Genomic DNA, 11,579 nt, shown 5'->3' with positions numbered 1-11,579 from the left:
CCTGAGACACGCTCTAAGCCCCCCCCCCGCGTCGCCTCGCTGTACGCCTCCCGGCGGGACGTCGTCCTGCCGGTGGCCGCCCCGCCGGGCGAAACCCGGGCCGCTGGTGCGGCTGAACGTCATGTGGGTTCCGTGCGCGCTTCATGCATCCACCCGTCCTTCGAGATCAGGGCCCTACCTGCTCTCGGCAGGGGCGGGCTGGCTCGGGGGTGGACCGAGCAGCCCGTCCGGGCCGTGGAGGGGGGACCTGGTCGGGTCGATAGGAGGTGGATGTTTGCAGAGTTTTTGTGACGAAGTCAACATCTGGCCTGACCGGGGAAAATCTGCTATCTGGTCACGAAGGTGCCACCAGGTGACCGGGCGTTAGGGTTCGATCGCCTCCTGAGCCGCCTGCGCCTCCTGGCGAGTCGGGGATCCCACCTTTACATTCCCTGTCAACAATCGTCACTGCCCGTCACAGGTCGACCCGGTCGTTGTACCGAGTCACAGGATGCCTGCCTTTGCCCGTGGCACGTGAGCCTTCGCCGCGCCGCGGGATGTGAGGCCCAGCCGGATCGCGCCCGCTCGGGAGCTGTCCGGGTCGTTGAAGAACATGAACGGGCCCTGCGCGACCAGTTCGAACGGGATGCCGGCCGGGAGCACCTCGGGCCTGGCGATGAGCCGGCGGTTCGCGACGTCAACGACGATCACGCGACCGTCGGTGAAGTCGGGGATGAAGATCCTGTACAGATCCACATCAGGATTGCGTGTCAGGGCGTAGGACAGGGACCACATCATGATCATCCGGCCTGCCCGACGCAGGACCCATCCTGCAGGCAAACGTGCAGGTCACCACCTAAATCGGGGTTCTGGAGCCCCACACGCTGGCAGGTCGGCGGCCTCCTGCGTCACCGGCCGTAGCTCTGCTGTCGGCCAGGGCGACCCTCGCCTTCCAGCCCGCACTGCGGTCTGCGCTTGCGCGCCCGGGTGGTCGACGAGCCGATCACTCGCCCTGGACCTTCGCGCCTCTCGAACTCCAGGCCCGCGTCAACACCAGCACAGATCATCGCCTGGGCTGGCCAGCCTGCCGGCGCCGTGCTCGGCGGACTTGACAATCCAGCGCCGCGAAGCCGGGGCAGCCACGCCTGACATCGGCGGAAAGGCCAAGCCAGCCAGATCTCGATGTCGGGATCGGTCAGTGGTCGCCGGGTTTGCCGAACTCCTCGATCAGCACGGGATACTGCTCCCCACCATGTCCGGCGGCAATCGAGCGGTCAGCCATCACCTTGATCAACCTGGGCAGTTCGGCGTTGACTCCCACCGCCTCGCTCTCCTCGATCAGGTGCGCCATCGCCCGCGCGTCGGTCTCCAGGGCCGACACCTCGGCGGGGAAGGAGCCGCTGTCGATCTGCTCGGCATACCCGGGCAGCCATTCGGCCACGCCGGCAGCGATCTGCCGGGCGAACGGCGCGTACGTCGCGGCGTCGACACCGGCCGTCCTGAGCAGGGCAGTGCCCTGGAGCCAGGCGTTCAGGACGCTCCACATCATGGCCAGGCCAGCCACGTCGTACAGGGACGCCAGCCCGTGGTCCGCGCCAAGGTAGGTGACGGTGCCGAGCGCGCCGAGTGTTGGCCTGTGTGCCTCGAAGTCCGACCGCGGCCCGCTGTGCAGAATCACCGCCTCGGCGGTCCCGATCGCCGCCGGGATGGCCATGATCGCGCCGTCCAGGTAGCGGGCGCCACGCTGCTCGGCCCATCGGGCGGCTTCGCGGGCCTGGGCCGAGTCGCCCGAGGTCAGGTTGATCAACATTGTGCCGTCCAGCTCGATGTCGGTCGCGCCGAGCAGCTCGTGCGTGGCCTGGTAGTCGGTGACGCAGATGACCGTCAGGGAACCTGCCTTGAGCGCGTCGCCGACCGTCGGCGCGAGCCGTGCGCCCTCGGCCACCAGCTGGTCGGACTTGGAGGTCGTGCGGTTCCACACGGTTGTGGGATTCCCGGCTTTCAGGAACGCGCCGGCGAGTGCCTGGCCCATCCGTCCGAGTCCGATGACTGTCACGGGTGTGTCGGGGCTGTCGTTCATGGCAGCATCGTCAACGTTGAGACCGGTGTGAAGGTCAAGCGAGGTTTCGATGCGGATCGGGGAGCTGAGTCGTCGGACGGGCGTCAATGCCCATCAGCTGCGCTATTACGAGGCCCAGGGCCTGCTGGAGGCAGACCGCGGCGTGAACGGTTACCGCGAGTACGGCGAGAACGCCGTGCTGCGGGTGAATCAGATCCGGCACCTGCTTGGTGCCGGTCTGTCGTCCGAGGACATCGCGTACCTGCTGCCCTGCGCGGTCGGAGAGGCCCCGGAGCTGCCCGGGTGCCCCGAGCTGCTGGCCGCGATGCGCTCCCGGCTGCAGCGACTGAACGACCAGATAGACAGGCTCGAGCAATCCCGCGATGCGCTCGCGACCTACATTGACGCGGCCGAGCGAATGGGCAGCGAGAGCTATCCACCCTTTGACAAAGCTGACCTGGAGCCCGCCCCTGCATAACCACAGGCGATCTCCGGCCGCAGGATAGCCCATCGTGCACGCGGCGACGACGGCAGCGGGCAGTCCGACTGCCTGCCACTCCGCGCCCGAGACCATGCCGAGCAGGTGCGCCAGATGGTTGCGTTGACGCCCAGCTACAGGAAGCTCGTCGCGGCCTGCGACAGGTATCCCAAGCGCCACCCCTGCCAGCAGCAGCCGGCAGGGTCGATCCGACCCGCGTGCCGGCCAAGCAGCAGCACCGCGCCGAGGGTGAGCAGACCGCCGGCGAACGCCGCTCCGGACACTCCAGCCGAGACAGCCAGCCGACGCCGCCGAGGGTCCGCGGGCTCGGCGACCTATATACCAAGATCGGCGAGCGCGGCGACGAAGGCGATCGTCCGCACGACCTTGTCTGGCTCGACTTCCGGTCTAGTCAGCAGCCGCAACGCCTCCGAAAGGGGGCGGTTCGCATGACGGAAACTTGGTTGTCCAGATGGGGCTCGAACCAGCCATCGAGGTCCTGACCAGCCCCGATCCAAAACGCCAGGCCTCAAGCGATAGGTCATAAACCGCATGTGCGCAGGTTGGGTGCCTGATCAAAAATCTGGTGGACCTAACGCACCACAATAAGAACCCTTCAATCTTGGTTCAGTGCCTTGAAATCACCATCCGCCCGGTCTCCACGAGGCTCCTGACCAGGGGCGATGCCGAGTGAGCGCCCAGCAAGCAACATCATCGGCTGAATCGAACGTGCGTTCCGCACATCTGGTAGGTCCGGACGCCGCAGTCCGTCTGGTGACCGTCACCGTGATCGTGGGGATCGTCGTCAGGTTGACGTTCCTGTTCGTGTTCGGGAACGTGGCGACGCTCGGCATTCGTCTGGGGGTGCCGACGTACGTCGCGTTCCTCGTCGCGTCGGCGGTCGACTTGTCGGTCGTGGCGCTTCTGGTCGGCACGCGGCACCTGACCGTGCACGGCGGGCCGGTGGAGGTGGTTCCGTCGGCGCGGCGTCTGCTCATCTTCTCCAACACGGTAACGCTCGCGTTGAACTACGCGGAACCCCTCATCGCCGGCCACTACGGCAAAGCCGTCTTCGACGCCGTCGGACCACTCTTCCCTATCGGATGGGCCGAGGCCGGCCCCCAGTTTGCTCCGAGCCATGCAGACGACCGGAGCCGGAACGCTGGCTCTAGTCACGCAGCCCGAACCCCTCCCGACCCCAGCATGATCGAAAATGGACGAGACCAGCCGCGTACAAACTCGTTCGCCGACAACCGCTCATGCCGATGAGCGGACGTTTCATGTAGTGGGGTCGACCATCCGCTACTGGTTGGGTGACGCAATCCAGGCGGCGATCTGGGCGCGTGAGTTGAATCCAAGTTTGTTCAGGATGTTGCGGATGTGGCTGTCGACGGTGTGTTCGGAGATGAGCAGGCGCGCTCCGATCTGTTTGTTACTCAATCCGTCGACGACCAGGTGTGCGACCTCGGCTTCCCGTTTCCCGAGCGGCGGCGTCCGGTTATCGCCTGATGCCGCGGCGGTAACGTGAGTGGGTTCGCCGAGCGCCAGGCGGATCGGGTCTTCTCGGCTCAGGCGTTGTCCGGCCTCGAACTCTGTCTGGAACGTGTGTATTCCGAGTGCGGTTCTGGCCGATTCTTTGGCATGGGCCAACAGTGGAGCTAGGTATGGCAAGACGGTTGCGCCGACGCCCGTTTGCACGGTTTCGGCCGCCCCGAGCAGTCGGGCTCCGAGCCGTGGTTGGCCGGAACCCGCAGCGTGGCAGCCCAATGCGTCGAGTAGGCAGTACTGCGCCACCCGGTCATCGATCTGGCTGGCGATCCGTAGCGCTTCCGTGAACAGCGGCTTTGACTCGTCGAGATCTCCGCCGATCAGAGCGGCGAGGCCGAGGTTCAGAAGCATCATCTCGTGACTGTAGAGGTCGCCCGCTCGGCGGCTGCGAAGCGCGCCTTCTGAGGACGCCGATCTGACCGTGTCGAGATTGCCCTCGATGAGACCGTCGAGCGCTCTGGCCTGCAGCAACGCGATCGTCGCGGGATAATCGCCAAGGGGCGTCGTGATGGCTCGAGCCGCGTCGAGCAAGCGGCTAGCCGATGCACGATTACCGGCCATGCGGTGGGCGATGGATGCCAAGGACAGCGACTGTGACTGCAGGCTGACCTGCCCTGCATCCTGAGCCGCTGCCGCCGCTCGTTCCAGCGCCGGCGTGGCGGCCGTCGGATCGGACTGCAGTACGGCGAGGAATCCGCGGAGGAAGTGGGCCAAGGCGGGGGCCTGCGGGCTTCCACTTCCCGCCTCGAGCAGCTCATCGAGCCACCAGACGCCTTCGCTGGTCGCACGGGTAATCCAGTACCACCCTATCGAGCTGGCTAGATCCAGTCCGCGTTCGCTGTCTTGGTGCGCCACGCATCGCTGAAGGACAGCGCGGATGTTGTCGATCTCCAGGTCCATCCAGTCGAGCCATTCGACGATCCGGTACCGGGCGTCCGCCCGCGAGCGCAGGCACCTCGACCGGTAGTAGTCGGCGCAGCGTAGTTCGACGGCCGCCACCTCGCCCGCTTCTCCTGCCTTGAGGTCGGCATATTCGCGCATCGTCTCGTGTAGCCGGTAACACGCGATGTCCTTGACGTCCTCCTTCACCACCAGGGATTTGTCGACAAGCGACGACAGCAAATCCAGTGCCTGTGCGGCCGGCACGTCGTCGGACGTGCAAACCGACTCGACGTCGTCGAGGGTGAACCTTCCCGCGAACACCCATAGCCGCCTCAGCAGGATCTGCTCGCCGGCCGTCAACAGGTCGTGGCTCCAGTCGATGGTGGTCCGCAGCGTCTGGTGACGCGGCAAGACGGCCCGGCCGCCACCGGTGAGCAGTCCGAACCGGTCAGTCAAGCGATCGAGGATCTGCTGCGCGGTGAGGACCCGGGTCCGGACCGCCGCCAGCTCGATCGCCAACGGCAGCCCGTCAAGCCGGCGGCACAGATCGACTACGGCCGTTTGGTTCGCGGCGGTCAACTCGAAGCTGCCCGATCCAGCCGCCGCCCGTTCGGCGAACAGCATGATCGCCTCGTTCTGTCGCAGTTGCGGGAGAGACACCCGCGGGTGAGCCGACGGCAGATCCAGTGGCGGCACGGGGACCACGTGCTCACCCGGTATCGATACCGGCTCCCGGCTGGTGGCGATCACCCGCACGCCTGGTGCGGCTCTCATGACCTCGGTCACGAGCCGAGCGGCCGCTTCGATCAGATGCTCGCAGTTGTCCACGACCAGCAACAGCTGCTTGTCCCGCAGGTATGACAGCAGCAGGGCCACCGGCTCGGTCGCGGCCTGGTCCCGCAGGTCCAACGCCGCCATGACGGCGTTGCCGACGAGTGCGGGGTCCCGGACTTCAGCGAGCTCGACCAACCAGGCGCCGCCGGGGAACCCCCGTCCGAGGTCGGTCGCCGCCCGGATAGCCAGGCGGGTCTTGCCGACCCCGCCCGGCCCGATGAGGCTGACCAGCCGGGCCTCGGTGAGCTTCTTCCTGAGTTCGGCGAGCTCCCGGCGGCGGCCGATGAAGCTGGTCGCTTCGGCCGGCAGATTACCTGGACGGCGCGAGGGTCTGGCCATGGTGGCAAGGACTTTACCGCTGGGAAGCCCGGTCCTCCGCACATCGGGTCTTGATGGTGTGACGGGCCGGGTTGAAGATGTCCTTCGGGTGGCCGAACCGGGGCGTGGCGTAGTCGTCGTCGCCCTGCTCGTAGGCCCCGTAGAGGGAGATGCTGGTCATGTCCCGGTGGACCTGGGACACCTCGATCCCGAACGCGACGATCGCGGCGGTGCCGATCGAGCCGACGGCGGCGTCGGCCTGCTCGGCGAGCGCCTCCAGCTCCCGGCCGACCCGGTCGTCGTTGAGCGCGTCCGGCTCGATCCCGAGGACCTTCTTGACCGCCCACTTACGCGCCCAGTTCTCGATGCGGACCAGCGGGGTCGGGAGGTCAACCGGTTGGCGATCACCATCGCGATGACCTGGCCGTGGGTGACCCGGGCATCCGAGCGGACCGGGCAGAGCCGGTCGATGGTCGCGACCAGGTCGAGACGGGCCAGCAGGTCACGGACCACGGGCAGCGCGCCGAGGAACTTCTCCACGCTCTCGGGCCCGTAGTCCAGCACGGCGGCGGCCTGCACAGCTCCGAACCGTGCCAGGCCCAACACTCCCGCACCAGCAGCCACACCATTAGATGATCAAGAAGCCGCACAGTCAGCACACCAGACGACCGTGCGGAGGACGGGGGAACACCGTCGCGGGCCGGCCACGGTAGCTACCTCATCACGAATTCCATTGATGTCGGTGCCCCGGCGTGCCGCCTAAGCTGACGAGTGTGACCGCGGAGCCACCGGTACAACGAGTCGAGGTCAGTTTCGTCGGCGCCCGTACCGCCCAGCTGGCCAAGCGTGCGTCGGGTTCAGCGAGGTGGAAATCGACGGTCCGGTCCTGCGCCATTTGGTCAGCAACAGCTTTCAGTCGTTTCTCGAGGCGTCGCACGGTGGCGAGGTAGACAGTCTTTAGTCAATGACCCGATCAAATTGCAGGTTTGCCCGCAGGTAGCGACACGACGATCGAAAAGGTGTGATTGGACGGATGTCAGGACGGAGCGTGGAAGAGCAAGCCCGCGCGCTTTTTGCACCGCTCGGGCCGACGTACGACCGCGTCGGCGCCACGCTCTCGCTGGGACAGGACCCGCGCTGGCGCCGCTATCTCGTTTCGTGCCTTCCGCGCGGCGGCCAGGTTCTCGACGTGGCGACAGGGACGGGGCTGGTCGCGGCGGAACTCCTGCGGCAGGGGTTCGGGGTGACCGGAGTCGATCAGAGTCCCGAGATGCTCGCGGTCGCGCGCCGTCGCTTCGACGACGAGGTCAAGCTGATCCATGCCTCGGCGGATGCGCTCCCGCTCGGTTCCGAGTACTTCGACCACGTCACGGTTACGTACCTCCTTCGCTACGTCGACGATCCCGCGGCGACGCTGGCCGAGCTCGCGCGCGTGGTGCGTCCGGGTGGCTTCGTCGCCTCGCTCGACTTCGGCGTCCCGAGTGGTGCCGCCCGCCCGCTCTGGGATCTTTACGTCCATGCGGTGCTACCGCTCGCCGGCCGCCTTCTCCGGAACGGCTGGCGGGAGGTCGGCGACTTCCTCGGAGGCTCGATCCGCGACTTCTGGGAGCGCCACCCGCTCGAGCACCAGCTCGAGTGGTGGCACGCGGCGGGACTCCACGGGGTCGAGGTGAAACGGCTGAGTCTCGGCGGCGCCGCCGTCATCTGGGGACGGAAGACGTGAGCCCTCCCGATCGTGCGGCCGAAGGCGTCATGACGCGGGAGGTTCAGCCGGTCTCCCGTCCCGCCTGGTACGCGCTCGAGCGCGGCGGCTGGCGGGACTACGTGACGCTGCTCCATCCCCCCTACACGGCGTGGCACCTGTCGTACGTCGTCATCGGCGGCTGTCTCGCGCCCGTCGTTGCCTGGGACAGGCTCGGTGCCGTCGTCGCCGCGTTCGCGCTCGCCGTCGGTGTCGGCGCGCACGCCCTCGACGAGCTGAACGGGCGACCGCTGCGCACCAACATCCCTGATCGGGTTCTCGTCGCGCTCGCCGGCGTCTCGACCGTGGGCGCCTGCACGATCGGCCTCGTGGGCGTGCTTACCTTCGAGGCCTGGCTCGCGCTCCTCATCCCCCTCGGGATCTTCCTCGTGCTGGCGTACAACCTCGAGCTCGCCGGGGGACGCTTCCATTCCGACCTCTGGTTCGGGCTCTCGTGGGGAGGCTTCCCCGTGCTCTGCGGCTACGCGGCCGTCGCGGGCGACATCCGAGGCGTGACTGTGCTCGCCGCGGTCTTTGCGGTGCTGCTCTCGCTCGCCCAGCGCGCGCTCTCGCACCACGTGCGGTACGTGCGACGCCGGGTGATCGCCGTCCGCGGCGAGCTCGAGCTCGCCGACGGGAGCAAAGAGCCGCTCGACGCCAGGCGGCTCACCGCTCCTGCCGAGACCGGACTGCGGCTCCTCTCGCTCGCGACCGCCGTGCTGGCCGCGACCCTTGTCGCCGTCCGCATCTGATCGGCCACCACCATGGCCGCGTGCCGCTCCCCGCGCACATTCTCCTGGCCGCGCGCTACGTTGGGCTCCCCCGGTCGCGCGCGGTCCGCGCGGGTTCAACGAGATCGTCGCCTCGGCCCGTCGCGCGGTCCGCGGCGCCGCGGAGCAGGCTGCGGACCAAGAAGGACGGCTGCGTATCTCGCAATGTTCCCCGAATGCCCGCGGGTCTCTGTCAGCGTGGACGGCGGAGGAGCGGCGTTTCTCGGACGAGTGCTGCGGCGCCTCGCCTTGCGAGCTGCCGTTCGACCTACGGTTTTGGCCGTTGCCGCCGTTGCCGCCGCCGGTGTCCGCTGGAGACGTCGAGTGGAATGGTGACGGCGAGCGCGATCCTGGCGGCACGCGAGCGGAACCTGACTGAGGACGGCGCCCTGCACGAGGCCGTGAATTCATCTGGCGAAACGCGGATCTGTGTGATCGGCGCAGGCCCCTGCGGTCTGACCGCGCTGAAGAACCTACTTCAGGTCGGCTTCCGCAACGTCGTCTGCTACGACGAGAGCAGCGACATAGGGGGCAACTGGGCGTACACCGACGATCCCCATCGGGCCAGCGTCTATGAGTGCTCGCACATCATCTCGTCCCGGCGCATGTCATCGTTCGCCGATTTTCCGATGCCAGAAGAATACCCGGACTTTCCTTCGCACCGGCAGCTGCTCGCCTACTTCACCGAATATGCGAGAGCGTTTCAGCTCGAGCCGCACATCCGCCTCGGTTCGTATGTCGAGCAATGCACGCTCGGCGGCGACGGCCGATGGGCGGTGCGTATCATCACGAACGGCGAAACAAGGGTTGAACTTTTCGACAGCTTGCTGGTCTGCTCCGGCCACCACCGCGAAGCGCTCGTGCCTGAATACCCGGGCACGTTCACAGGCAAGATCGTTCACTCCTCCGCCTACAAGCGCCCCGAGCCGTTCCGCGGCCAGCGCGTGCTCGTGGTCGGCGCAGGAAACTCGGCCGCTGATATTTCCGTCGACGTCGCCCACCTCGCCTCGCGGGCCGCGCTCAGCATGCGCGAGGGGACCTACTTCATTCCGAAACTCATGTCCGGGAAGCCGATGGACGTCCTCTATGGGTCCTGGTACGGCAAGATTCCAAAGCCGCTACTCCAGTCGGCACTGAAGCTTTGGCTGCGGCTCGTGATCGGTAAATGGGAAGAATACGGTCTACAGACCCCGACCAAAGCGCCGCTCGCGAAACACCCGACCTTGAATTCCAGCGTACTCGACGCGCTACGCGATGGCCGGCTCGTCGCGCGCCGCGGCATCGAGCGCTATGACGGAAACATTGTCCACTTCACCGACGGCACACAGGAAGAATTCGACGTCATCATCATGGGAACCGGCTTTCGCACGAGCTTCCCGTTCCTGTCCGAGCGGATCGCCGGCTGGGACATGGCCAAGACGCCGCCACTCTATCTGAAGATGATGCATCCGACGATACCAAGCCTTTTCTTCATCGGCCTGTTCCAGCCGATCGGCTGCATCTGGCAGCTCGCCGACTACCAGGCACGCCTCGCGGCGCTGCAGATCAGCGGGCGGGTGAGACGCCCGTCCGACATCGATACGCGCATCCGCCGCGAAGTCGCGCGCGCGCATTCTCGGTCCGATCCGTCGCCCCGGCACGCGATCGAAGTCGACTATCACGCATTCCGGCGAGAAATGATGGGCGAGCTCGCCCAGGCTAAGCCCGGATGCAACGAAATGCCGCCAACGCGATCCGGGCCGTCATGTCACGCAGAGTGACTTCGATGTGAGCTGGAAGATCGACACGAACGTCCACTTCTGCCGCGAGTCGGATACAGCAGTCGTCGCCAGCTTCCGCCCGGACGGGTGGCCTGGGCGGTTGGGGCGGGCAAGGCCGCTACCCATGGGGTTGGCGGCTCTCCGAGATCGCCGGACACCGCGGAAAAAAGCTGCCCGTGATTGAACGTGTACATGTCGACCCGCTCGAGAAGGTGATCAATACCGTTGAGGATGACGAGGCGGCCCGACGGGAGACCCGGCAGGACACGGCAGCCGGTTGCCGTCACGCGCCACGGCCGGCGGATCTACTGCGGGATTCAGCGTTGCTGGCAACGGAGATCCTGGCGCAATGGTATGGACGGGAGATCACCGTTGAGATCATGGATCGCGCGGTTCGATTGATACAGGAGGACTCGTCGTACCCGGTAAGGGCACTCGGTCGAGAACACCATTCGCCTGGACTCGCGGTACTACTTCGTTGCGTCGACAACGCAACTGTCCAGCACCGTAATATCCGGATGCATGTCGAGGGTGAGAGCGTAGGCTTCGCATTCTCGACCGTGCTGCTCGACCGGGTGACCGCGCGGGAGCGCGCCACGCTCACCGCCACGGACGTGTCTCTTGGTCGGGCTCTACAGGCGGAGGGAATCCAGCGTCGGATGCTCGCAATGACGATTTCGGACGACGGCGGGTATGGCCACACTTCCGATGGCCACGCGATCGCCACGCAGGCGTTGTTGTGCCGAAATGACACACCCGTAGCCTATGTCCAGGAGAAATTCTTCTTTGGTTCACTTCCACCAGACGGCGCGCGGCGGGCCCAAAATACAGACCTATAACGTCGACCACCTTGTCCTCGAAGTCAGGGACGGCCGACAGCTTGAAGGTATTTGCGGTGCGGCTGGAGGTGATTGGTACGCCCTCGGTCGGTGACGAAGTCGCGCCAACAACCCACGATGCCTACAAACCACTGGGGGGACCCTGTAGCGGCGACCATCCGCAATGCGGTCTCCCGGTCGTCGCGGACCGCCCAACGCAGCGCGGCCATCAGGTTGTCGTGCTCCGCCGACAGCCGGGCCAGCCAGTCGAGCTGTTCTGACCTTCGCAGGTGCGGATCGGATCGCTGGGCGAGCTCAAGGTGGTAGCGGGCGTGCGCGCGCCGCAACGGCTGCTGCTCACCGACCTGCGCTAGTAGGACTTCGTTAGGTGA

General features: G+C 66.5%; 13 protein-coding genes. 6 read left to right on the top strand and 7 right to left on the bottom strand.

All coding sequences use genetic code 11. The features are described 5' to 3' along the window. Positions 1-483: 483 nt before the first annotated feature. On the bottom strand, positions 484-777 hold the full coding sequence (locus tag E0504_RS46975) for a hypothetical protein (RefSeq protein ID WP_131627751.1): 294 nt from the start codon (positions 775-777) through the stop codon (positions 484-486). Between the two features lie 397 nt (positions 778-1,174). Continuing rightward, positions 1,175-2,059, bottom strand: coding sequence for an NAD(P)-dependent oxidoreductase (locus E0504_RS46970; RefSeq protein ID WP_112104665.1), 885 nt, complete (start codon positions 2,057-2,059; stop codon positions 1,175-1,177). A gap of 49 nt (positions 2,060-2,108) precedes the next feature. Here E0504_RS46970 and E0504_RS46965 point away from each other — a divergent pair, with 49 nt between their 5' ends. After that, a complete protein-coding gene (locus E0504_RS46965) occupies positions 2,109-2,516 on the top strand; it encodes a MerR family transcriptional regulator (RefSeq protein ID WP_112104666.1) in 408 nt (135 codons plus the stop codon). 134 nt (positions 2,517-2,650) lie between these two features. On the opposite strand, the gene E0504_RS50985 is transcribed toward E0504_RS46965, so the two are convergent. Next, positions 2,651-2,800, bottom strand: a complete 150-nt coding sequence (locus E0504_RS50985) for a hypothetical protein (protein ID WP_160144219.1) — start codon at positions 2,798-2,800, stop codon at positions 2,651-2,653. A gap of 406 nt (positions 2,801-3,206) precedes the next feature. Here E0504_RS50985 and E0504_RS46960 point away from each other — a divergent pair, with 406 nt between their 5' ends. Continuing rightward, complete coding sequence (locus tag E0504_RS46960) at positions 3,207-3,785, top strand: hypothetical protein (protein WP_306769407.1); 579 nt, start codon at positions 3,207-3,209, stop codon at positions 3,783-3,785. Positions 3,786-3,818: 33 nt separating this feature from the next. Here the strand turns inward: E0504_RS46960 and E0504_RS46955 are convergent, their stop codons facing one another. The 3 genes from E0504_RS46955 to E0504_RS46950 are packed head-to-tail and all read right to left on the bottom strand — an operon-like array spanning position 3,819 to position 6,611. Continuing rightward, positions 3,819-6,119 (bottom strand): LuxR C-terminal-related transcriptional regulator, encoded by a 2,301-nt coding sequence (locus tag E0504_RS46955; protein WP_112104667.1) that lies wholly within the window; start codon positions 6,117-6,119, stop codon positions 3,819-3,821. A gap of 13 nt (positions 6,120-6,132) precedes the next feature. Beyond that, the gene (locus E0504_RS51710; protein WP_200835125.1) at positions 6,133-6,279 is read right to left on the bottom strand and encodes a hypothetical protein; all 147 of its coding nucleotides are present in this window, start codon (positions 6,277-6,279) and stop codon (positions 6,133-6,135) included. Continuing rightward, positions 6,276-6,611: a DUF4277 domain-containing protein gene (locus E0504_RS46950; protein WP_235013570.1), complete on the bottom strand. Its 336-nt coding sequence runs from the start codon at positions 6,609-6,611 to the stop codon at positions 6,276-6,278. Before E0504_RS46950 ends, E0504_RS51710 begins: the two co-directional genes overlap by 4 nt. A gap of 535 nt (positions 6,612-7,146) precedes the next feature. On the opposite strand from E0504_RS46950, the gene E0504_RS46945 reads away from it, so the two are divergent. The 4 genes from E0504_RS46945 to E0504_RS50980 all read left to right on the top strand — a co-directional run bounded on the left by E0504_RS46945 (position 7,147) and on the right by E0504_RS50980 (position 11,208). Then, the gene (locus E0504_RS46945) at positions 7,147-7,821 is read left to right on the top strand and encodes a class I SAM-dependent methyltransferase (protein WP_160144220.1); all 675 of its coding nucleotides are present in this window, start codon (positions 7,147-7,149) and stop codon (positions 7,819-7,821) included. A gap of 29 nt (positions 7,822-7,850) precedes the next feature. Continuing rightward, positions 7,851-8,591 (top strand): UbiA family prenyltransferase, encoded by a 741-nt coding sequence (locus tag E0504_RS46940; protein WP_112104669.1) that lies wholly within the window; start codon positions 7,851-7,853, stop codon positions 8,589-8,591. Positions 8,592-8,938: 347 nt separating this feature from the next. Then, on the top strand, positions 8,939-10,369 hold the full coding sequence (locus tag E0504_RS46935; protein ID WP_160144221.1) for an NAD(P)/FAD-dependent oxidoreductase: 1,431 nt from the start codon (positions 8,939-8,941) through the stop codon (positions 10,367-10,369). Between the two features lie 176 nt (positions 10,370-10,545). Then, positions 10,546-11,208: a hypothetical protein gene (locus E0504_RS50980; RefSeq protein WP_165938855.1), complete on the top strand. Its 663-nt coding sequence runs from the start codon at positions 10,546-10,548 to the stop codon at positions 11,206-11,208. A gap of 23 nt (positions 11,209-11,231) precedes the next feature. Here E0504_RS50980 and E0504_RS51705 read toward each other — a convergent pair. Then, on the bottom strand, positions 11,232-11,579 hold a 348-nt coding region (locus E0504_RS51705; protein ID WP_207974715.1), incomplete at its 5' end, for a hypothetical protein.

Source organism: Parafrankia sp. BMG5.11 (assembly GCF_004337455.1).
This window is presented reverse-complemented; position numbering and strand designations above follow the sequence as displayed.